23 protein-coding genes, 1 tRNA gene and 1 pseudogene are annotated in these 21,878 nt (G+C 59.1%); 14 read left to right on the forward strand and 11 right to left on the reverse strand.

Annotated elements, in window-relative coordinates; genetic code table 11:
- The first annotated feature begins 84 nt into the window (after positions 1-84).
- From PspCFBP13509_RS05340 to PspCFBP13509_RS05365, 7 genes and pseudogenes are all read left to right on the forward strand, one after another.
- A tRNA-Phe gene (locus PspCFBP13509_RS05340) sits at positions 85-160 on the forward strand.
- Positions 161-370: 210 nt separating this feature from the next.
- A pseudogene (locus PspCFBP13509_RS05345) lies at positions 371-712 on the forward strand (Arm DNA-binding domain-containing protein); the annotation flags it as partial.
- A 220-nt stretch (positions 713-932) separates the two neighbouring features.
- Complete coding sequence (locus PspCFBP13509_RS05350) at positions 933-1,157, forward strand: hypothetical protein (protein ID WP_137211658.1); 225 nt, start codon at positions 933-935, stop codon at positions 1,155-1,157.
- A 461-nt stretch (positions 1,158-1,618) separates the two neighbouring features.
- Positions 1,619-2,518 (forward strand): hypothetical protein, encoded by a 900-nt coding sequence (locus tag PspCFBP13509_RS05355; RefSeq protein ID WP_081782151.1) that lies wholly within the window; start codon positions 1,619-1,621, stop codon positions 2,516-2,518.
- A 224-nt stretch (positions 2,519-2,742) separates the two neighbouring features.
- Positions 2,743-2,901 carry a hypothetical protein gene (locus tag PspCFBP13509_RS31345; protein WP_155952216.1) on the forward strand — a complete coding sequence of 53 codons (159 nt, stop codon included), beginning with the start codon at positions 2,743-2,745 and terminating at the stop codon, positions 2,899-2,901.
- 397 nt (positions 2,902-3,298) lie between these two features.
- Positions 3,299-4,279 (forward strand): ImmA/IrrE family metallo-endopeptidase, encoded by a 981-nt coding sequence (locus tag PspCFBP13509_RS05360; protein WP_081782150.1) that lies wholly within the window; start codon positions 3,299-3,301, stop codon positions 4,277-4,279.
- Positions 4,280-4,921: a hypothetical protein gene (locus PspCFBP13509_RS05365; protein WP_025859209.1), complete on the forward strand. Its 642-nt coding sequence runs from the start codon at positions 4,280-4,282 to the stop codon at positions 4,919-4,921.
- A gap of 375 nt (positions 4,922-5,296) precedes the next feature.
- Here PspCFBP13509_RS05365 and PspCFBP13509_RS05370 read toward each other — a convergent pair whose 3' ends face one another.
- The 5 genes from PspCFBP13509_RS05370 to relB form a co-directional block, all read right to left on the reverse strand.
- Positions 5,297-5,566: a hypothetical protein gene (locus PspCFBP13509_RS05370; protein ID WP_027605084.1), complete on the reverse strand. Its 270-nt coding sequence runs from the start codon at positions 5,564-5,566 to the stop codon at positions 5,297-5,299.
- Positions 5,567-5,660: 94 nt separating this feature from the next.
- Positions 5,661-7,265 carry a hypothetical protein gene (locus tag PspCFBP13509_RS05375; protein ID WP_137211659.1) on the reverse strand — a complete coding sequence of 535 codons (1,605 nt, stop codon included), beginning with the start codon at positions 7,263-7,265 and terminating at the stop codon, positions 5,661-5,663.
- An 85-nt stretch (positions 7,266-7,350) separates the two neighbouring features.
- A complete protein-coding gene (locus tag PspCFBP13509_RS05380) occupies positions 7,351-8,316 on the reverse strand; it encodes an arsenic resistance protein (RefSeq protein ID WP_137211660.1) in 966 nt (321 codons plus the stop codon).
- Between the two features lie 41 nt (positions 8,317-8,357).
- Positions 8,358-8,639, reverse strand: coding sequence for a type II toxin-antitoxin system RelE/ParE family toxin (locus PspCFBP13509_RS05385; protein WP_256097741.1), 282 nt, complete (start codon positions 8,637-8,639; stop codon positions 8,358-8,360).
- Between the two features lie 16 nt (positions 8,640-8,655).
- On the reverse strand, positions 8,656-8,850 hold the full coding sequence (relB, locus tag PspCFBP13509_RS05390) for a type II toxin-antitoxin system RelB family antitoxin (protein ID WP_137211661.1): 195 nt from the start codon (positions 8,848-8,850) through the stop codon (positions 8,656-8,658).
- A 199-nt stretch (positions 8,851-9,049) separates the two neighbouring features.
- Between relB and PspCFBP13509_RS05395 the strand changes: the two genes are divergently transcribed.
- Together PspCFBP13509_RS05395 and PspCFBP13509_RS05400 are read left to right on the forward strand one after the other, a co-directional pair.
- On the forward strand, positions 9,050-10,021 hold the full coding sequence (locus PspCFBP13509_RS05395) for an alpha/beta hydrolase family protein (protein WP_074848436.1): 972 nt from the start codon (positions 9,050-9,052) through the stop codon (positions 10,019-10,021).
- A 17-nt stretch (positions 10,022-10,038) separates the two neighbouring features.
- Positions 10,039-10,443, forward strand: coding sequence for a hypothetical protein (locus PspCFBP13509_RS05400; RefSeq protein ID WP_027605088.1), 405 nt, complete (start codon positions 10,039-10,041; stop codon positions 10,441-10,443).
- 74 nt (positions 10,444-10,517) lie between these two features.
- Here PspCFBP13509_RS05400 and gabP read toward each other — a convergent pair whose 3' ends face one another.
- The gene (gene gabP, locus PspCFBP13509_RS05405) at positions 10,518-11,909 is read right to left on the reverse strand and encodes a GABA permease (protein ID WP_065925763.1); all 1,392 of its coding nucleotides are present in this window, start codon (positions 11,907-11,909) and stop codon (positions 10,518-10,520) included.
- 555 nt (positions 11,910-12,464) lie between these two features.
- Between gabP and PspCFBP13509_RS05410 the strand changes: the two genes are divergently transcribed.
- The 5 genes from PspCFBP13509_RS05410 (at position 12,465) to PspCFBP13509_RS05430 (ending at position 16,628) form a co-directional block, all read left to right on the forward strand.
- Positions 12,465-13,238, forward strand: a complete 774-nt coding sequence (locus PspCFBP13509_RS05410; protein ID WP_065925764.1) for an ABC transporter ATP-binding protein — start codon at positions 12,465-12,467, stop codon at positions 13,236-13,238.
- Between the two features lie 13 nt (positions 13,239-13,251).
- Positions 13,252-14,004: an ABC transporter substrate-binding protein gene (locus PspCFBP13509_RS05415; protein ID WP_065925765.1), complete on the forward strand. Its 753-nt coding sequence runs from the start codon at positions 13,252-13,254 to the stop codon at positions 14,002-14,004.
- Positions 14,005-14,078: 74 nt separating this feature from the next.
- Positions 14,079-14,771 carry an ABC transporter permease gene (locus tag PspCFBP13509_RS05420; protein WP_027605092.1) on the forward strand — a complete coding sequence of 231 codons (693 nt, stop codon included), beginning with the start codon at positions 14,079-14,081 and terminating at the stop codon, positions 14,769-14,771.
- The gene (locus PspCFBP13509_RS05425) at positions 14,771-15,460 is read left to right on the forward strand and encodes an ABC transporter permease (protein WP_065925766.1); all 690 of its coding nucleotides are present in this window, start codon (positions 14,771-14,773) and stop codon (positions 15,458-15,460) included. Before PspCFBP13509_RS05420 ends, PspCFBP13509_RS05425 begins: the two co-directional genes overlap by 1 nt.
- Positions 15,441-16,628: a methyltransferase gene (locus PspCFBP13509_RS05430; RefSeq protein ID WP_137211662.1), complete on the forward strand. Its 1,188-nt coding sequence runs from the start codon at positions 15,441-15,443 to the stop codon at positions 16,626-16,628. Before PspCFBP13509_RS05425 ends, PspCFBP13509_RS05430 begins: the two co-directional genes overlap by 20 nt.
- A gap of 240 nt (positions 16,629-16,868) precedes the next feature.
- On the opposite strand, the gene bcsQ is transcribed toward PspCFBP13509_RS05430, so the two are convergent.
- The 5 genes from bcsQ to PspCFBP13509_RS05455 all read right to left on the reverse strand — a co-directional run bounded on the left by bcsQ (position 16,869) and on the right by PspCFBP13509_RS05455 (position 21,874).
- On the reverse strand, positions 16,869-17,798 hold the full coding sequence (gene bcsQ, locus PspCFBP13509_RS05435; RefSeq protein WP_065925768.1) for a cellulose biosynthesis protein BcsQ: 930 nt from the start codon (positions 17,796-17,798) through the stop codon (positions 16,869-16,871).
- A gap of 175 nt (positions 17,799-17,973) precedes the next feature.
- On the reverse strand, positions 17,974-19,098 hold the full coding sequence (locus tag PspCFBP13509_RS05440) for an alginate O-acetyltransferase AlgX-related protein (protein WP_074848431.1): 1,125 nt from the start codon (positions 19,096-19,098) through the stop codon (positions 17,974-17,976).
- A gap of 12 nt (positions 19,099-19,110) precedes the next feature.
- Positions 19,111-20,526 (reverse strand): MBOAT family O-acyltransferase, encoded by a 1,416-nt coding sequence (locus PspCFBP13509_RS05445; protein WP_027605097.1) that lies wholly within the window; start codon positions 20,524-20,526, stop codon positions 19,111-19,113.
- 17 nt (positions 20,527-20,543) lie between these two features.
- Complete coding sequence (locus tag PspCFBP13509_RS05450; RefSeq protein ID WP_065925770.1) at positions 20,544-21,209, reverse strand: DUF4397 domain-containing protein; 666 nt, start codon at positions 21,207-21,209, stop codon at positions 20,544-20,546.
- Positions 21,209-21,874, reverse strand: a complete 666-nt coding sequence (locus PspCFBP13509_RS05455) for an SGNH/GDSL hydrolase family protein (RefSeq protein WP_065925771.1) — start codon at positions 21,872-21,874, stop codon at positions 21,209-21,211. Before PspCFBP13509_RS05455 ends, PspCFBP13509_RS05450 begins: the two co-directional genes overlap by 1 nt.
- Positions 21,875-21,878: the final 4 nt, after the last annotated feature.

Consider the following 21,878-nt stretch of genomic DNA (forward strand, 5'->3'; position numbering starts at 1 on the left):
GGCACGTAAGCGACGGTAATAATTAAATATTTTTTGAAAACTTGCTTGACGACCCCCTGAAAAACCCGTTTAATGCGCCCCGTTGCCCAGATAGCTCAGTCGGTAGAGCAGGGGATTGAAAATCCCCGTGTCGGCGGTTCGATTCCGTCTCTGGGCACCACCTTTCGTTTCCAGGTGATGCCAAGCACACCCGGAAGCACACAAGAAGCCCGCCTCGTGCGGGCTTTTTTGCTTTCTATGGTTCCCCACCGTTCCCTTGTAAGCCCAAACAGATGTGAGTAGATTCGTGAGTAGATCCAGTTCGGTCTAGAAATCTACTCACACCACGCCGGCAGAACGCCCGCCTGGTGCGGCCTGCAAGGGGGCTGCTTTGCCACTGTCAGATACCACCATCCGTACCGCCAAGCCCAAGGACAAGCTTTATCGCCTGACCGATGCCAACGGTCTATGCCTTGAAGTCACCCCTGCGGGATCAAAGCTCTGGCGCTATCGCTTCAACGGTAACGCTAAGATGCTGGCCCTAGGCACATACCCCGCTGTAAGTCTGCTCAAAGCTCGCCAGATGCGCGATGAGAGCCGTCAGATGCTTATTGATGGCATTGACCCAGGCGAACAGAAGAAAGCCGCCAAGCAAGCGCAGAAGGTCGAGGGGATCACATTCGAAACACTTGCACGTGAGTGGTTCGCCTATAACGCTCCTCGCTGGGCAGAAATGGCATCCTCATCGTCAGAATCATTGCCCCGTTCGCGACAGAGGCTGATGCAACAGAGGCAGTAGAACTCTTGAACCGTCGCTATCCAGGCAGCACATCAAGCATCGGCTCGTCCCAATACACGGCCGATCACAATGCTGAGGATCTGGACTGGCTCTATTGCCAAGCTCGAGGCGACCTCGCCGAAGTTTTGACTGACCTCACCAAGAGGGCCGTCCAATGAACCGCGCAGCTCATTGCACAGGCGACGTGCCCAGTGGTTTCGTTCGCTATGTAGTAAACGCCTACTTACCCGAGGCAGGCCTGAACATCCAAGTGGCTCAGTTGACACAAAGGGCGGCGGCGATTGATCTGGCCAACTTGATAGCTCCTGAATTCCCCGGCGCCACGGTACGAATCAGCATGTGGGCAGCTGAGTGCAAAGAATTGCCCGAAGCGAGCTGATGCATTCCTGCCCTGGTTGAGGGCCATCGCTAATGACCGAAACCCTCCGGAGACTGGCAACTTCAACCAGTTCCTCGACACGGCACGGACAAACACGTCCATCGTAGGACTAGGGCTTTCGACAACAACTCTAAGGGCCCAGAAGAGGACGAGAACACCGCAGCCTGGATGGCGAAAAGCACACTGGGTTTCGGTGTCTCTGGCTTTCCGGTCATTCGGGACACTATCGGCTCCGCACTGAGCGGTCACGCAGGGTCGTTGTCAGACGCATACATTGCTGCTCACTCGACTGATAAGCGCGCGCCATCTCAAAATGCATTGCCGTCTAAGCCGCATGCGGCGCTGAAGAGGCCACAGGTCACCTCCAGTAAATCAAACACTGCAGGAGCGCCAGATCCTCATGCGAAATCGAAAGAAGAATTCCAGAGAGTGCTCGACCTCGTGAGAGGGAAAAAACGTTCGTGATTGAAGCCGAATTACACAAACCAGAGGGCGCCTCGATGAAATTTATCATGGACTTCAAAGCAGACTGGCACGACACACTCATAGAAATCATGAGCAACGATTGGGGTATGGAGACGAAAGGACTCACAACAGACATCCCCGTTCATTACTTCAACGCAGCGCAAAGGCGCATATCCTCCAGGCCTAGGACGCTACTAATATCGGATACCTTTCATTGCCCCGCTGAACATCAAGCGGGCTGGGAGCTAATTCAGCAAAAAGTGAAAGATGGGCTAGATCTAATCCCACACTTGAGCAAGCTCATCGAAAAAACGAAAAAAACAGACCTGATGTTGAACGACTGGGGGGTGTATCACCTACATCTTGGAACTCGGATCGAAAACGGCTTCGTTGAAAGAGCGGGCCCTCTGCTTTTCGCTAGGATCACTGACGAATATTTTTATGCGATAGATGTTTACGATCATTCGTCCTGGACTAACGGCGGCATCGTGGAAACCGTTCATCGCAACTGGCCCGAGTCAGTTGCTCGTTGGGTGATGCATGGCGTAAAGGGGTCAACGCTCACCGATGAGGAGCGAGCGGCGCTGAGGAAAGTCCACACAAATACCTTTTTTCTTACCAAGGATGAGACCACATATGGCCCGATAGGAGGCGGCACGGTTGCGTCGGGCCACAACTTATTCTCAGTTATCCAAATGGACGTCGAGCATGATCGTCTTGAATGCTTGGAGCGTCGGCTAGTTGAAATAACCGACGAAATAATGCCTGCCCTTAAAAAAGCTGGTTACACGGATGCGACAGAGGTGATTGCAAAGCTCGTACTAACGGATGAGTTTTATGCCGCGCTTTTTCCTGATTACCGGCTCCTGGTCAACTTCTATCCTCGCGGCGTGTGACCGCTCGGCTATTGGCTACGATTGTTTGTTTGCTCCCCACTTTGACCACACGTTGACGGAAAGCGAGACGGGCATGAGATGGAACACTGGCAGGGCGGGCGCCTGAGACTTTTTCCATGCGCGAGCCTTCAACGGCCTTGGCTTTTCCGTCTCATGCCCCTGACAGGCCCCAGACAGTTATTCACGCCTCAGTGCCATGCTTTCTCCAAAAACGGAGAGCTACCATGACGGACACCAAACTCATCGCCAGCCGATTCGATCACCTTAATCAAAACCAGCTCCGCCTGGCGCCGCAGTGGAGGAACTTCCCAGCGGGGTCGAACAGCGCAGCGGCCGTTGCCATAAGCCTGCACGGCGCGCTAGAAACGCGGGATATGCACTGATGTTCATTGGCCAAGACGTGACTTAGCTGACAGTCACGGTCACTTTGGGCCAGGGCTTGCAAGCCTAGCGCTCGGAACATTCCTGCGCAGCAACAGACTGACATACCTTACCAATGAGACACTGCGAGCATAGACGGGGCAAGAGGCCGGGTATGCTCGGCGCGGTCTAGACTCATTGCTTAACTGTCATCACCGCTTGGATCGCATGAGTATCTGCCAATCTGAGCCAACCCCCAGCCTGTGGATAACTTGCGTAAAGCGCAGAAAAACCCTACCATTTCGTGACTTTTACACCCTCAGTTGATGTCTAACGGGTGTAATCAAGCAGCGCTCGCTGTAGGCCGCGTGAGCAAGGCAGCTCGATATCGCGGCCGCACCAATCTAGGGAGGGGAAATTATGACTACCGTCCAAAGCCTATATTCCGCCCTGGGTAGACAGGGGCTTCCCAAACGGAAGCTGTCTCATCTTCTGCCTGAATGGTGGACGGATGAGATCGAAGCCACCCCGTCAGGTGCTCAGCAAGCCAAAATTTACTTGGCTAAAGCTTTGAGCCTTCGCATGCGCGCATTCAGCGAAACCCCCCCAAGGGTTGAGTTCGACTTGCCTTCCGAAAAACGGTTCAAGCTTTCTGCAAAAACATCAGAGGCTCAGGTAGACCTCGCGGTTGCGCTAGCTCGTAGTGCTTCCAAGATCGCTATTGCAGCACATAACTCTGAGTTCACTCCTCCTCCACCGGACGCCTCTGCGCTCCGAGCTCATTTACTTTCAGCAGGAAGCAATTGGGTTGGGTTATCCGAACTTGTTGATTATTGCTGGAGCTGCGGAATACCCGTCATTCATCTTGCTACTCCATTGCTGGGTAAAAAGATGGATGGCATTGCCATGGCAATAAATGGCAGGCCATCGATTGTTCTGTCAAACAACAGAAGCAGCGGATTTTTGTTGTTTCATCTCGCGCATGAGCTTGGCCACATCGCACTGGGCCACGTCGGCGCGAATGGTGCAATCGTCGATGATGAAATTAAGAAAGTCGAAGATGACTCAAAAGATGCCGATGAAACTGCGGCTGATCGATTCGCTATCGAACTGCTTACAGGCAATGCTCACGGCAATCTCAAGCTTCAGCAATTGGTCAGGGCACCGGTGCTGGCACAGTTGGCAGTAACGTATGGCAAAGAACACAAAATTGATCCTACTCATGTAGTTCTCAATTGCGCCCATAACAATAAAAAGCTTTTTCCTCTCTGCGTTGCTGCTGCCAATCTGATCCCTGGGAACACTACTGATCAACAGTTGATTACGGCTAGGGTTTTCAAAGCTCTGGACGGCGGACTGGCAGAGGATAGCGAGCATTTACTGCGGAACTTGATCGCATAAATGATCCTGTTGACTGACAACGACATTCTTATAAAACTTTCTCAATGCGATCTCGTAGAGACTGCGCTCGATGTATTTCAATGCTCCTTAGCAGATTGCTATGTTCTGGATACCGCAAAACATTCACTCTACCTTTCGAATCCAGATAAATGCATTGAAAGACGCTTGGGAAGCGCTGCCGCCTATGATCGGCTTGCAGGACTGATTGATGGCTGTCGGGAGCTTGGTGCTGCCGGCGAGGATATTGACTTCTTGGAGGAGCTCATGGACGTCGAGGGCATAGATGCGGGAGAACTCTCGCTTCTGATGCACGCGCACGACCTCAATCAATCTGGCTCCCCCTTTCATTTCACCACTGGCGATAAAAGAGCCCTGGTGGGAATCGCCTCGTCTCAGTCTGAGAGAGTAAAACGCTTACTTCATCAGAAAGTCGACTGCGTGGAGTCGATCCTTCTCAAAGCAATCCACATGAAAGGATTTGACGAAATCAGCGGAAAGATTATTTCCGCAATGCAGGTAACTGATCCGAAAAAATTCGACACAGTTATGAGAATGTCGTTTGGTGAGGGCAGAAGCAAGGATCATGCGCACGATTGCCTCGTCCAGTATCTGAACCCAGTTCTGCAGTTCATTCGCCCTTAGATGCTCGATTGCGCCAGGTCTCTGGCTCAACATTTTTCAAGCCCTCACACGGCAACATGAGACAACCTTTCATCGGCGCGTCCAGCTGACCAAATCGAGCGACTTCCACTTGATCTACCTCTGCCTCTTGCAGGAGCAGCATTTCAAAAAGGGAGTAGATTTGTGAGTAGATCAAAAAATCGAAACCATAGAAAACCATAAAAACCGGTGCGTACAGACATGCATTCGATTCCGTCTCTGGCACCACTAATTGATTTCAGGTGGTGCAAAAACCACCCGAAAGCCCACAAGAAGCCCGCCCAGTGCGGGCTTTTTGTTGTCCGGGATTTATAGATGCCGCCTGGGGCGATCGAGCATCGCCCCAGGGGATTTCAGTTAGCTGCGATCCGACATCAATGTGAACACTGCCACCCGCTCCTGATCGGATATCTCAAAACCGCGCTCTTCCACCCGATCCAGCCAGCCCTGGGCTGACAGCTGCTCGCCAAAGCGCACCAGGCGCCCGTAACGCTCGAAGACCGCCCTCAACACATTGATCATCGCCGGATAGCTGCAACCGCCATCAAAGCCAATGCTCAGCCTTCCGATTCGCGAGCGCTCAATTACGTAGCCACTGACGGGCCGCTTAAAGTCCTTTTTTGTCATATCCCTGTGCTTCCAATACGGCAAGTTCAAAAAACGGCACAGCCAATTTGACCGACCGGTCACTCGATCGGCAAACATACAGCAAGGTGCCAGGTCACTTCAGCAAAAACACCATCAGCGGGTTGTCGTTCAATCGCCCCTCTAGGCTCGGCTGCAGGCGCTCCAGGGGCGTTCCCGGCAACAGCGCCGTTTCCTTGCGTGCCACGATCACCCAGGCAGGACGGGGCAAAGCATCCAGCCGTCCAACCTCGTTACCCGCGATAAACACGGGCTGCTCGTCGTGGTCCAGGTTCATCATGTAGCGCACGGCCCAGGTATCACGCCCCAGGTTGAGAAACACCAAGGTACCCGGCTGCTTCACGCGAAGCGCCTCCACCTGCCCCACGAATCTCCGGGTATCGAACTGCAAATCCTTGGCCGGCTCCACGACAGCCACCAACACCAGCCATTGCGCCGCCAATGCAACGAGGCTGAGCCACACCAGTCGCTGCGGCCGTCGCCAGACACCCAGCGTCGCCACTTGCAGCACCAACAGGACAGCAATCAGTAGCGGCAACGAAACGTTAGGCCAGTAACCGTGCTTCTGCCACCCATGCCGACAGACAAACACGGCAACCACGCACAGCGCCGGCAGCGCCGCGACAAGCCACTCGTAGCCCCTACGCACGCCCGAAAGCCAGCCTTGCGCCTGAAGCAGCCCATAGGCCGCGACAGCCGCAAACATCGGCACCATGGGCAGAATGTAATAGGCACGCTTGAAATGCGGCACCGACAAGCCAAGCAGGATCATCAACCCACAGGCACCGAGCCGCACCACCAATTGCACCGGATCATCAAACCGCTCCGCCCAACGATGACGCAGCGCAACCAATGTGACCAACGCCAGCGGCACCACGGGGAAGTAACGGTACAGGCTCAGCTGGAAGTAGAAATAGAACGGCTCGCCGCTTTCATCAAGGCGCCCGCCCACTTGCATCTTGAACACTTCATCGGCAAACCCATCGCCGCCGCTGATGCGCGCCAGCTTCACCAACAGCCACCAACAGGCCGCCAGCAACACCAGGCCGACGATGCCGTGGATCAACACCTGCCTGACCCGCGCTCCAGGTCTGCCCAGCGCCCAATACACGCACACCACGCCGCAGACTTCGATCAAGCCCAGCGGGCCGCGTATCGCGAAACCCAGGATGAACAGCGGGAACACCGCAAGTTGCCTGAGCCGCGAACCCAGGCGCTCACCACTGTGCAGCAGGTAGAAACTGCCGACACACAGCACCGCCACCATCTGGTCCAGGCATACCGAGCGGGACTTTTCGAGCAATTGGGTGGTGAGCAACGTCAGCAGCACCGTGAGCAACGCCCACGGGCGACTCGCCGGGACCAGCAAGCGATAGATCAAGGCTACGACCCCGGCGGATGCAAGGGCAGTGGGCAGCACATTGGCCAAATGGTTGGGCGCACCGAACAACCGGGCAAATACGTAACTGAAGAAGGTCGCGGTACCAGGGTAGTCCGCGTAAGGCTGCCCATAGGTGGTGGGGAAAAGACTCGCGCCATGGCGAAACATTTCCTGCAGGAACAGCGCCCAGCGCCCGTCAAAGCCCTGGGGTTGCTGGTCCCAGATACCCAGCGTGAACAGCAACAGCGCGAACAGGAAAATGCCCAGGGACTCCAGGCGGAAACGGTTGCAGTGATCCATGGGTTGGCCTGTCAGGTAGGGAACGCCGACCTAGGGTGCCGAACGTATCCCTAATAGCACCTGAACAAACCTGAACATTCACGTTTCACCGACCAGCAGGCCACACCAGCCTCGGGATCAGGCGCACGTAGATCAACTCGCCCACCAACTCGACCAGGGTTTGCAGGATCACCGCCGTCGCCGCCACGCCGCGCACGTCTTCTGGCAACGCCAGGGCCAGCGGCAACACCACCAATGAGTTACGCGTCGATGCGCTGAACGTCACCGCCCGTGCCGTCGCCGCCGGCAGCGCGAACAGCTTCGCGGCCAACGCCCCGATCACCGGCGCCAGCAACAGGAACGCCACGTACACCGGGATCGCCGGCAGCAACAGGTTAATGTCACGCACCACCGAAGTGATTTGCGAACCGATCACCACCACCAACACCAGCGCCATCGCCGGCACCGGCAACCATGCCCAGGCGTCGCTCCACGCACTGACGCCCGATGAGCGCCGTGCCAGGAATGTGGTGATCACCGCCAGCCCCATGGGCAGCACGATCAACAACAGGAACGCCTCGATAAACGGCCCCGCCTGCACCACCACCCCGGACTGCGCCCCCAGCATCAACCCCAGGTACACCGGCAACAGCAGCAACTGCAGCAACAACAGCACCGGCGTCGCCGCCAGCATCAAGCGCGAGTCGCCTTTACCGATATGGGTAAACACCACCACATAGTCGATACACGGCGTCAGCAACACCAGCAATGCGCCTACCAGCAACGCCGGGCGCTCCACCAGGCCACGGGTCAACCCCCACACCAGCAGCGGCACGAGGATGAAATTGGCCAGCAGCAGCGCCGACAGAAAGCGCTTATGGCCCAAGCCCTGGCGCAGGTCCAGAAAAGGAATTTGCAGGAACATCGCATACATCAACACCGCGATGGCGGGCGTGACCAGCGCGCCGAGGCCCTGGGCCAACGAAGGCGCGAGCAGGCCGAACGCACCAGCCAGGAGGACAGCGGCGAAGTAGAGGGGGATCTGGTGGTGTTCGAGGGTGTCGCGGGTCATGAAAACGCTCTGGTGGACCGCAGAGGTGCAAGCCTATGCGTCTACTGGCGCGAGGTCGAGTGCAGCGGACCGGTCGCCTCTGAAGGATATTCTTGGCGTGTATGCAATACGGTCAGGATCTCGACCTGTTCCATAACGCGATAGACGACCCGATAGTTTGGATGAACAACCATTTCACGAGTGCCGGACAAGCGCCCTTGCCTGAATCCGTATGGCATTGACGATAAACCCTCAGCGGCCGCCACAATCGTACGGTGCAACGAAGCGGCGGAAGCGGCGTTGTACTGCTCGATGTAATCAATAACTTCGGTCAAGGCGACGATAGCCTCAGGTCGCTATTTAACGAGCAGCACGACGAGCCTTGCGCCTCTCTTCCAGCATCCTATCGACTTCTGCCATTGCCTCATCGTGTGGAATACTTGGGTGAGGATCATCAATGGAAGCCTGTACCTTGGCACGAAACCAACGGTCGTAGCTGGCAGCCTGCTCTTCAGTTTCAAACTCTGAAACGATGGGAGAACGTGGGATGCTCATGGAGACCTCCGGAATAGGTGCCTGCCAGTCTAATCTGTCCATGGTTTGCTGTCGTTTCTCTCGGATGTATGGCTTTCGCCGGGGCTCTGCACGCTTTGCGAGCGCCGAAGGTTAATGACCCAATCAAAGGGCAGACAAGTGCTGGCAAACTGGCTAGCTGTTACTAAAAAATAATAATCCACGCAGGGGCTTCGAAACGATGAATTTGAATGACGCCTCTTCAGTAGAACTTGCAACTACCCCCCAAAATAGCCAAAGCGAATCCTTCAAGGAATCCGCCGCAGACGGCCACCCCCTCGGCGGCTTCACCTGGCGCCACCCGCGCACCGACCTAGAACGCCCGGTCGTCATCATCAACGCCGCCACCTCCGTGCGTTGCCGCCACTACTCACGTTTCGCCGACTACCTGTTTGCCAACGGCTTTGACGTGATCACCTACGACTATCGCGGCATCGGCGAGTCCCGCAGCGGTTCGTTGCGTGGGTTCAAGGCGTCGTGGTCGGATTGGGGCACGCTGGATTTCGAAGCGATCCTGCTGCGGGCGCAGCGGGAGTTTCCAGGCCAGCCGATTGATGTGGTCGGCCACAGTTTTGGTGGCTGTGCGGCGGGGCTGGGCGCATCCGGCGCGGTGATCCGGCGAATCGTGACCGTGGGCGCGCAGTTCGCCTACTGGCGCGATTACGCCGCCGCCGGGCGCTGGCAGATGTTTGCCAAATGGCATGTGGTCATGCCGATGGTCACGGCACTCTGCGGGTATTTCCCCGGCAAGCGCCTGGGTTGGCTGGAGGATACGCCGGCAGGCGTGGTGCGCGACTGGAGCACGCCAACACCCAGGTATGAGACGCGGCCCAGCGGGCGGGCCCTGGCGGACTTGCCATTCAGTCGCGTGAAGGCGCAGGTGCTGGCGATCAGCATCACCGATGACCCCTTCGGCACCGTGGCGGCGATTGAACGGTTGCTGGGTTACTTCGACGGCAGCGAGCGCACCCATCTGCGCATCGCCCCGGAAGACATCGGCGAAAAACAGGTCGGACATTTCGCGTTCTTTCGCAGGGAGTATCAGGATCGGTTGTGGCCGATTGCACTGGCCTGGCTGCAACACGGTCAATTAACGGCGGATACCCTTGGGATTTCCCTCAACCTGCGCTTCAATACCCCACCCAGATCCTGACCCAAGGACGTGAGCCCATGGCCTCGCCGAACAAGCAGCAAAAACGTGCCCACCGGGCCAAGGCCAAGGCCAAGCAGAACCGCACCCAGCGCGCCGTCGCGAGCAAACCGGATGCGTTTGCCGGCGATGACGACCGGATTGACCTTGAGTCAGTGGATTTGACCGAGCTGTTCGTGGAGATGCGCACCGCCGGCGAGACCAGCCAGCAGGCCCTCTGCGCGGTATTCCTGGCCCACCCGCTGCTCGCGCTGGTGCTGGAGCAGGAAGGCGAAGAAGAAGCCACCGACTTTATCCTGGCGGCACTGATCGAGTATCGGCAGTGGGCCACCGACAGCGACGATGAAGCCGCCGCACTGGCGTGGATCGAATCGCCGCAGTTCCAGGCGGATTACGTCGCCGCATCCGAGGCCCTCACCAACTAAAACCAAATGTGGGAGGGGGCTTGCCCCCTCCCACATTTGAACTGCGGCGCAATCGAGCACCGCATTCCATCACATCAATTCAGCACCGCAGCGCCCACTCTCTGCGCCTTGCGACGGCTGGACACAAACAACCCCGCCGCCACTACCAGCAAGCTCAAGACCCCGGTCGCGATGATCTCGACCCGATGCGCTTCCTGGAACAGCATGATGGTCAATGTGCCGACGATGAATACCATCACCGCGTAGGTCAGGCCTGGGAACAGCCACATCTTGAAGACAATTTTCTCGCCCGCCGCCATGCGCTTCTGGCGCATGCGCAGTTGCGACACCGCAATCACCAGGTACACCAGCAGCGCGATGGCGCCAGAGCTGGCCAGCAGGAATTCGAACACCGCTGCCGGCGCCACGTAGTTGGCAAATACCGCCAGGAACGCCGCGCCGGTGGACAGCAATACCGCCCAGTAAGGCGTGCCGCTTTTGTTGGTGCGCTTGGCCACGGCCGGTGCATCGCCGCGACGGCCCAGGGAGAACAGCATGCGCGAAGCGGTGTACAGCGCCGAGTTCAGGCAGCTGGTCACGGCAACCAGAACCACCAGGTCGACGATCAGCTTGGCGTTCGGGATACCCATGCGTTCCAGCACGGTCTGGTAGGAACCTACCGCCGCCAGGGTCGGATCATTCCAAGGCACCAGGGACACGACGATGAAGATCGACAACAGGTAGAACAAACCAATCCGCCAGATCACCGAGTTGGTGGCCTTGGTGATTTGCTGGCCCGGGTTCTTCGATTCAGCGGCGGCGATGGTGACGATCTCGGTGCCCATGAAGGAGAACATGGTGGTCAGGATCGCTGCCAATACCGCGCCCATGCCGTTGGGCATAAAGCCTTGGGTGTCAAAGAGGTGGGAAACGCCGCTGACCTGGCTGGTAGGAAGGAAGCCGAAAATCGCCGCCAGGCCGAGGATCACAAAGCCCACGATCGCCACGACCTTGATCAACGCGAACCAGAACTCGAACTCACCGTAGTTCTTCACGCTGAACAGGTTGGTGGCCGTCAGCAGCAACGTGATGATCAGCGTGAAGGCCCAAATGGCCACATCCGGGAACCAGGCGTTGAGAATGGTCGCGGCGGCGTTGGCTTCCAATGGAATCACCAGCACCCAGAACCACCAGTACAGCCAGCCGATGGTAAAGCCGGCCCAGTGACCGATCGCACGGTCGGCATAGGTGGAGAACGAACCGGTGTCCGGCGACGCCACGGCCATTTCGGCCAGCATGCGCATCACCAAGACCACCAGCGTACCCGCTGCGGCATATGCCAGCAGGACCGCAGGGCCAGCGGCAGCAATCGCGTGGCCGGAGCCGACAAACAAACCGGCACCAATGACGCCGGCAATCGACAGCATGGTGACGTGACGCGGTTTGAGCCCCTGTTCGAGGTCATTGGAGCTTTGCGTACTACTCATTGACACACCTTTGCGAGGAATTGCGAAAACGGTCCGCCCGGCCTGGGCTCTTCCTCGTGAAAAGAAACCAACAGGGCGTTCTTTATTTTTTACGCAAGATTTGCGCCAAAATGTTACAAAACCGCGATTGACGCGGCCTGCAGGATGATTCACCAGTCATCGCAAGTCATTGAGAACAATGGCATTTCGCTATAGCGTTACCGTGCGACTCACTTTCAAGACGAACAAGCGCACCAAAAACACACACGAAAAGTACGCGGCGCGCCATAAAAGGGCCGATAGCTACCGTTTGCCCGTTTAACCCTTCCAACACCCGGCCAAAGCTGGCACCATCGCGCCCTTTTTCACGCGAAGCCTGCGGATTCACGGGTTAAAACGGTTGTTCGGTTGTTGATGGCGCGACACCCTGCTGTGCCGATGCGACACCCTGCCGCACACCGCCCGTTTACCGCCCGCCGCGCTGTTGGCCGCCATCAGGACGCTATGCTAGCTTGGCGCCTCGCCAGGAAGGCGGCCCAACAGCGAAGATCGCAATGAACACAATGAGGACCCCACATGGCCGAGGCCACGCCCGCGCTTGAAATCCGCAACTTGCATAAACGCTATGGTGAGCTGGAGGTACTCAAAGGTATCTCGCTGACCGCTCGCGACGGCGATGTGATCTCGATCCTGGGTTCCTCCGGTTCCGGCAAGTCCACGTTCCTGCGCTGCATCAACCTGCTGGAAAACCCGCACCAGGGCCAGATCCTCGTGGCCGGCGAAGAGCTCAAGCTCAAGGCCGCGAAAAACGGCGAGCTGATGGCCGCAGACGGCAAGCAGATCAACCGCCTGCGCAGCGAAATCGGTTTTGTGTTTCAAAACTTTAACCTGTGGCCGCACATGAGCATCCTCGACAACATCATCGAGGCCCCTCGCCGTGTGCTCGGCCAGAGCAAGGCCGAGGCAATAGAAGTGGCCGAAGCCCTGCTGGACAAGGTCGGCATCGCCGACAAGCGCCATGCCTACCCCGCGCAATTGTCCGGCGGCCAGCAACAACGGGCGGCCATCGCGCGCACCCTGGCGATGCAGCCCAAGGTCATCCTGTTCGACGAACCCACTTCAGCCCTTGACCCGGAAATGGTCCAGGAAGTACTTAATGTGATCCGCGCGCTGGCCGAAGAAGGCCGCACCATGCTGCTGGTCACCCACGAAATGGGCTTCGCCCGTCAGGTCTCCAGTGAAGTGGTGTTCCTCCACCAGGGCCTGATCGAAGAGCAAGGATCGCCACAGCAGGTGTTTGAAAACCCGCTTTCGGCGCGCTGCAAACAATTCATGTCCAGCAACCGCTAACGGAGCAACATGCATGCAGAACTATAAAAAATTCCTTCTGGCCGCGGCCGTCTCGATGGCGTTCAGCGCCACGGCCATGGCAGAAACCTTGACCATGGGGATCGAAGCGGCCTACCCGCCGTTCAACAATAAAGACGCCAGCGGCCAAGTGGTCGGCTTCGACAAAGACATCGGCGACGCCCTGTGCGCCAAGATGAAAGTCGAAAAGTGCGACGTGTATGTGTCCGACTGGGACGGCATCATCCCGGCCCTGAATGCCAAGAAGTTCGACTTCCTGGTGTCCTCGCTGTCGATCACCGACGAGCGCAAGCAAGCCGTCGACTTCACCGACCCGTATTACTCCAACAAGCTGCAGTTCATCGCGCCCAAAGCCACCGCAGACTTCAAGACCGACGCCGCCTACCTGAAGGGCAAGGTCATCGGCGCCCAACGCGCGACGCTGGCCGGCACCTACCTGGAAGACAAGCTGCCTGACACCGAAGCCAAGCTCTACGACACTCAGGAAAACGCCTACCTTGACCTGACGTCCGGCCGCCTCGACGGGATCCTCGCCGACAAGTACGTGCAGTACGAATGGCTCAAGAGCAAAGACGGCCTGGCCTACGAGTTCAAGGGCGACCCGGTTGTCGAGAGCGACAAGATCGGTATCGCCGTACGCAAGGGCGACCCGCTGCGCGAGCGCCTGAACAAAGCCCTGGCAGAGATCAAGGCAGACGGCACCTACAAGAAGATCAACGACAAGTACTTCCCGTTCAGCATCGAATGACCTGAACGGCCTGCCCGGCGCGCTCACTTGAGCGCGCCGGCTTTCAGCAATGCCTGCCGCGATATGAAGACACCATGAATTTCGATCTCTACGGATTCGGCCCGGCGCTCGCTGCCGGCGCGCTGATGACCGTCAAACTGGCGCTCACGGCGTTATGCCTGGGGCTGGTACTCGGCCTCGCCGGTGCCCTGGCCAAGACTTCCCCGTACAAGCCGTTGCAATGGCTGGGCGGTACTTACTCGACAATCGTTCGCGGTGTGCCGGAGCTGCTGTGGGTGCTGCTGATCTACTTCGGCACGATCAACGCCATGCGCTCACTGGGTGAGTTGCTCGATATTCCCGACCTGTCCCTCAGCGCCTTTGCCGCTGGCGTGATCGCCCTGGGCCTGTGTTTCGGCGCCTACGCCACGGAAGTGCTGCGGGGTGCAATCATCTCCATTCCCAAAGGCCACCGCGAAGCGGGTGTGGCGCTGGGCCTGTCGAAGTTTCGTATCTTTACCCGGTTGATCATGCCGCAGATGTGGCGCATCGCCCTGCCGGGCCTGGGCAATCTGTTCCTGATCCTGATGAAAGATACCGCGCTGGTCACGGTCATCGGCCTCGAAGAAATCATGCGCCATGCGCAGATCGCCGTAACCGTCACCAAACAGCCTTTCACCTTCTATATGGTCGCCGCATTCATCTACCTGGGCCTGACGTCGCTGTCGATGGTGGCCATGCACTTCCTGGAACAACGCGCCGCCCGCGGCTTCGTGAGGACGACGTAATGGAATGGGAAGTCATCATCAAGTGGCTGCCGAAGTTTATCCAGGGCGCCATCCTGACCCTGGAGCTGGTGAGCATCGCTGTGATCCTCGGCCTGATCCTGGCCATCCCCCTGGGTATCGCGCGCTCGTCCAAGCACCTGTCTGTGCGCGCCCTGCCCTACGCCTATATCTTTTTCTTTCGCGGCACGCCGCTGCTGGTGCAGTTGTTCCTGGTCTATTACGGACTGGCCCAATTCGACAGCATCCGCTCAAGCTTCATGTGGAAGTACCTGCGCGATCCGTTCTGGTGTGCCACCGCCACCATGACGCTACACACCGCCGCGTACATCGCCGAGATCCTGCGGGGTGCCATCCAGGCCATTCCGCCTGGGGAAATCGAAGCCGCCCGTGCGTTGGGCATGTCCAGGCCCAAGACGCTGTTCTACATCGTACTGCCCCGGGCCGCGCGCATCGGATTGCCGGCCTACAGCAACGAAGTGATCCTGATGCTCAAGGCCAGCTCGCTGGCGAGCACCGTGACCCTGCTGGAACTGACCGGCATGGCCAGGACGATCATCGCGCGCAACTACCTGACGGTGGAGATGTTCTTCACCGCCGGCGTGTTCTACCTGCTGATCTCCTTCCTGCTGGTACGCGGCTTCAGGCTGCTGGAACGCTGGCTGCGCGTCGATGCCTGCCAGGGACGTTGAAGCCCGCTTCGAGGCGCTGGATGCGTTTCTGATCGAGCACCAAGGGCTGTGGCGACCACGGCCCTTTACTCATCGGCAGTTGCCTTGGGAAACCGAGCATCCGCAACTGGCCCGATGGCTGCGTCAACGCTCGTTGTCCGACGCGGAAACCAGCCACAACCATCCCCACACCCTACCGGCGCCGGCGCCTTTTCCCTCACTGGCCCGCGAAGCCTTGCGCCTCAGTGCTGTGGATAAGTTACCGACGCAGCCCCTGCAACCGGCGGCGCGCCGCCTGAATGTCGACGTACCCGGGCGCAAGTGGCAGCAAATCGAAGCCTTCGGCGCCGCGCTGCAGTTTGCGCAAACACCCCGGCATTGGCTGGACTGGTGCGCCGGCAAGGGCCACCTCGGCCGCCGCCTGCTGGACACCAACCAACAGCTGACCTGCCTGGAATGCGACCCGGCGCTGATCGCGGCAGGCCAGGCCTTGAGCGACCACCACGGCCTGCCCGTCACCCACCGCCTGCAAGATGTCATGGCGAACGTGAGCCTAGACCCCGAGCACACCTCCGTCGCCCTGCATGCCTGCGGCGACCTGCATGTGCGCCTGCTGCAATTGGCCAGTGCCGCCGGCTGCAAGCAACTAGCCGTGGCGCCGTGCTGCTACAACCGCATCAACACGGACGCCTACCAGCCGCTGTCCGAAGCGGGCCGTGCTTCAGCCTTGCAGTTGTCGGTCGACGATCTTGGCCTGCCCCTCAGCGAAACCGTCACGGCCGGTAAACGCGTGCGGCTGCAGCGGGACATCTCCATGGCGCGCCGCCTGGGCTTCGATCAGTTACAACGCCAATTACGCCACTGCGACGAGTACCTGCCCACACCGTCCCTGCCCGCCGGTTGGCTGGACAAACCCTTCGCCGACTACTGCCAGGCGTTGGCCAGTATCAAAGGGTTATCCACAGGTGAACAGGATTGGGCGGCGCTGGAAGCGCACGGCTGGCAACGTTTGGCCGAGGTCAGGAACCTGGAGTTGCTGCGTGGGCTGTTTAGGCGCCCACTTGAAGTGTGGCTGGTACTGGATCGGGCACTGTTTCTTGGCGAACGTGGCTACAGGGTCGAAGTGGGCAGCTTCTGCGAAACCACACTGACACCACGCAACTTGATGGTGCTTGCCGAGCGCGATTAAGGGGCAGGATTGTCGCACCCCAGCCTGTGGATAACTCTGTTGATGGAATCTTTACAAGGCCTGTGGCTACCTGCGCTACAGGCAAAAAGCCACGTTGTTCATTTTTTGTTCACAGAATAAAACGCACGTAAAACAGGCAGTTGCGGGGTGTTGAGAATGGCTCCACAACCTGATCATTTCGCGACAGCCCAAACAACCAATTGTGCATAAGCATCTGGCGTCAAGCACATAAACCGGCATTTACAGTTGCTTTTTGCGGGCAATCAGCAGACGGCAAAGCTCATTGATATCGTCACCGGCCAGGCTCAACGCCTGGCTGTCCAGCGGGTCGGCGCCGAACGCCAGGGCTTCGCTGATCCCTACGTCGTGATGCACCTCAAACGGCTCTTTCGTCCCCAGTCGCTGCCGGAATGCCTCAACCATATCCAGGCTGAAGGCACTGTCCTCATCCAGCTGGTTAAGCACGTAGTGAACGTGCGGCGCTCGGTCGCGCTCAAGGTGCGGCGCCAGCAGCCCATCGAGTTGGTCCAGGGTTCCCAGGGACGCCGCGTCGGCCTGGGCGACCACCAGCACCACATCCGCCACGCTCACGGCTTGATGGAAATAGACGCTGTTACCGGCGGGGGTATCGAGGATCACCGTGTGGCGGGCGTCCAGGCCCAAGGCGTGCAGCCGCTGCGCCAGCCAGTACGGTTCATGTTTCAGCCAGCGCTGCAGGGTGTCCTGCTGCTGGATATCGGTGTCGCCAAAGGTAATGACGCGGCTGCCGACAAAACCGGGCTGCTGGATGTGTTTCCAATGCGCATTCTGCAGGCTGGCGAGGCCGATGCCCGGTGAGGTCGGAGCGACACCGAAGTGACGGCGCAAGGCGTTTTGCGGGTCCAGGTCCACCGCCACCACCGATTCGCCCAGGCGCTGCAAACCACTGCTCAACAGGGTGGCCAGGGTGCTGCGCCCCACGCCTCCGTTGACCGACACCAGCGCCACCACGCAAGGGCGCCGCTCGGCCTTCTCCATCAGTGCGGACTGTACAGTGGAATCTTGAGGGGGAAAGGGGGTGCCATCCTCCACGGGAATGCTGCCAAAAAAGTGCAGTCGCGAATTCAGGCCACGGGGGTCACGCCTGACATCTTTGCCAAGCAGAGCAAGAAGACCGTCGGTAAAGCTCATAGCGCACCCTCCTCACGGCGAAGCTTAAAGACGTGAAAAGGTCAGCTGATACGACTGCTTACCGCAGGTCTTCTTATGGTCGCCCTTGTGCAGGCAGTCTGCTTCAAGCGCACAAAAGTGTCATTATTTTGATGGCTAAGCCGTCTATTTTTTAGATAAACGGCAAAACGTCAAATTACCGACCAATGCTGATCGCGTCGTATGGAGTCTGCAGATCCCGCTCAGGGATTTCCCAAATCAACAACTTCGGCGGGGTTTGTTTGAACGCCGGGCTGTCGAAGTACGCCTTGGCTGCGCCGGAGAACTCGCCGCCGTCCTTGCTGAAATTGCCCACGGGAGCGTTCAGGGCTTTCTGCAGGAAGCCGACAAAGTTGGAATTGCGCGAGAACGAAGTACCGATCAGTGCCACATTGGGCAACCCGGCGTCGCCGAACAGGTCATCAGTGTTGCTGGTGGCGCCACCCGCTTCGTGGGCGGAGCTGGCCGCGACCGACTCTCCCGGGGGCTGCAACTTCGGCGGTAACCAGTCGAGACCGGCCAGGCGCACCAGATCACCGGGGCGCACGGCAAGCGGTGCCTGGGTGATCTCAAAGGTTTGCTCGGGCGTAGCCTTGATCTCACGTTGCTGGATGCGTTTTGCCAGCGCCTGGGCGCCGGCGTTGGAGCCGATTTCGCTCCAGTGGGTGTCGGTGCGCAGGTATGCCTCGGGCCCGAGGGGTTTTAAGGTATCGGTGAGGTCCAGCGCGGACACTCCAGCGGCCTGCAAAGTGGCCGTCCAGTCCTGAATCCGGCTGTTGAGCACTGCCGGTCGGTACAAGCCACACAGCTGGGCAACCGCAATGCGGCTCTTGTCCGGTACCACCACCACTTGCAGCTCGATACCTTTTTCACCCAGTTGCCGCTGCAGGTCGATCACGGCCTGGGCCTTGGTCTGTGCGTTGGCCTGGGCGTGGCGGTTGATGCGCAGTTCATCGCTGATAAACAGCCAGCCCGGGCAACCCGGCCGCACGCGTGGGCCGGTGTCGCCGAACGCCAGCCAGCTTGCGCCACGTTCCAGGTTGGCCGCCTGGATCGCCATCGGCGCCTTGGCCAGTTCCTTGGCGAAACGGTGGGTCAACTCACCGTGCAGCAGCATGTCGCTGTCGACCTTGGCGGGCAAGAAGCTGATCGGCCCCTTCACCATCAGCCAGGCGCAGGACAGCAGCCCCGCCGCCAGGAAGGGCACCAGCACCCAGGCCGCCAGGGGGCTGGTGCGAACAGCCAAGTCGCTCGGAGGAGTCGGCGCGGTAGGAGCGGGCATGGTTGGGCGTCCTTAGAACTGAAAGTACAGAAACGGTACGGCGTCGCGGCTGGCGATCAGCGCGAACGACAACACAAACCCGGCCACCGGCCACAACGAAGCGGCCACCACAAACCAGGGCTGGGTACCGAAACGCTGCTCGCAACGCACCTGCCAGATCGGCGCAATGATGCATACCAGGCCCAGCAACGCCGCCATGCCGTGGGCCGGGCGCATGGCCACGGCCATGGCGTCACCCAAGGCCACGCCATGCATACCGAACTGGCCGGCGTACATGGTCAGTGCCGAATGGAAGTCCGGCGCGCGGAACAAGGTCCAGGCCAGGCACACAAACAGCAACGTCAGGATGTGCGACAGCACCGGCGGAATGCGCGGCAGGCTCGACCGCGACCAGGCGCGATCCACACACAGCGCGATACCATGCGCCGCCCCCCACAACAGGTAGTTCCAACTGTCGCCGCCGTGCCACAACCCGGCGATTGCCATGGTCAGGAACAGGTTGCGATAGGTACGCCACACGCCGTCGCGGTTACCGCCCAGGGCGATGTACAGGTAGTCGCGCAACCAACTGGACAACGACAAGTGCCAACGACGCCAGAAGTCCTGGATGCTGCTGGCCAGGTACGGGCGGTTGAAGTTTTCCGGGAAGTGAAAGCCCAGCATCAGGCCCAGGCCGATGGCCATGGCGCTGTAGCCGGCGAAGTCGAAGAACAGTTGCAGCGAATAAGCCAGGCAACCGATCCAAGCATCCACCAGGCTGGGGTTTTCCAGGTGGAAGGCAATGTCCACCAATGGCGACAAGGTGTCCGCCACCAGCACTTTCATGCCCATGCCGATCATGAAGCGCCGCGCGCCGAGGGAGAAATTCGGCCAGTTGAAATAACGCTGGTTAAGCTCACGGCGAACCCAGTCATAACGGATGATCGGGCCTGCAATCGAGTGGCCGAACATCGAAATGTACGTGGCGTAATTAATGAAGCTGCGTTCCACCGGCACCGTATGACGGTGCACGTCCACCAGGTAGGAAATCGCCTGCAGCACGATAAATGACAAGCCGGCCGGCAAGGCCACGCGCTGCCAATCCAGCGGCATGGCGCCGTACCAGGTGATCACCTCGCTCACGGTACCGGCGACGATGTTGGCGTACTTGTACCAACACAGCACCGCCGTGTTGAACACAATCAACGCGATCAACAGGCGCACCCGGCCTTTGCCGTCCTCACGGGAACGGTCCACCAGCAGGCCGCCGACCCATGCCACCACGGTCAACACCATGTGCAGGAACAGGAACAACGGGCTCAGCCAGCCGTAGAACAACCAGCTGCCGATCAACAGGATGACGTTGCGCCAGCTCGGACGAGCCAGGGCATAGATCAACAGGAAGGCCGGCAGGAACAGCGTGAGGAATTCGAGTGAGGCAAAGACCATGGTGGTGTCGGGCCCGATCAGTTAGCGAGTGCGTCGGAAGCGAACAGCAACTTCGAACCTGCAGCCGAAGGGACGGCCAGCACGCTATAGCGCTCACCCGCCTTGAGGGTGAACGTCAGCGGCTGGCCCACCGGAGCACCGGCGCACTTGAGCTGCACCGACAATTCCAGCGGGTTGATCATACGGCGTTGCAGCGAACCTTCGGCCACCTTCTTGAACAGCTCGGCCTTTTGGGCCACGGCTTCCAGGCTGGCGTCGGCGCAGGCGGCATCGGCGTTGATAAAGGCCAGGGAAGCCTTGAGCGCGTTGAAGTCGTCCGGTTGCTCACGCACCACCAACTGGCGCGTGGCGCCCTGGGCGTCGACCAACGCGACCACGGTGGCGAATTCGCCGGGGGCCACGGTCACCGACAGGTCGGCGTTTTTGCCGTCGCGGCTCAACACGCCCTTGATCGGCTTGTCACCCCCCACCACCGGCAGGAAGGCCGACACGGCTTTATCCCCGCTCAACACCAGGCTGGCCTTGGAACCGTCCGCCACCAGCTTCAACTCGCCGGGAGTGCCATTGGCAAAACGCAGGAACGCTGCGTCTTGCTCCGGCCCGGTGGGGTACAACGGGATGTCGGCGCTGTAGGCGCTGACACTGGCGAGCAAGGTCGCCAGGCCCAGAGTCATGCGTTTCATTATTTGCTTCCTTTACCGTAGGCCGATGGCGGCAGGTCGCCCAGGGCCGTACCAATGGCCTTGGCCCATTTCTGGTAGCCGTCGATGGTGAAGTGCTGGCCGTCAGTGGTGATCCACTCGCCCGGCTTGGAGAAGGCCAGCGAATCGATGTAGGTGCACGGCGCCACGTTACTGGCCAGGAAGGCCGACATCAGCTTGGTGCGGGTGTCGTCCTTCTTGTACTGGGAACCGACCTTGCCCCACGGCGGACCGACCCACACGCACTTGGTGCCGGTGTCGGTGATCGCCTTGGTCAGCGAGGTCACGCTTTTCCAGGCCCAGGCCTTGGGGAACACCGGGTTGGTGTACGAGCCCATGGTGTCGCCGATGATCAGCACGACAACGTCGGGTTTGTCCTTGGCAATCAGTTCCTGGATCGGCGTGGTGCTCATGGCGTTCTTGCCGTAGATCACCGCTTTGCCGGTGGGCAGGCGCTCGCCGCCACACTCGACTTTTTTCGGTACGACCCAATCCGCCGCACCAGCACCGCAGGCACCGATGGAATGAACCACCGCGCCTTGCTTGGTCAGGTTGTCTTGCAGCGGGTTGAGCAACGAATCGGGAAAGCTCATATGACTTTCGCCCAGTACCAGCATGGTTAGGCCGGCAATCGCAGAAACAGGCATGAAT

Origin of the sequence: Pseudomonas sp. CFBP13509 (assembly GCF_005233485.1) — a bacterium.
Lineage (GTDB): Bacteria > Pseudomonadota > Gammaproteobacteria > Pseudomonadales > Pseudomonadaceae > Aquipseudomonas > Aquipseudomonas marginalis.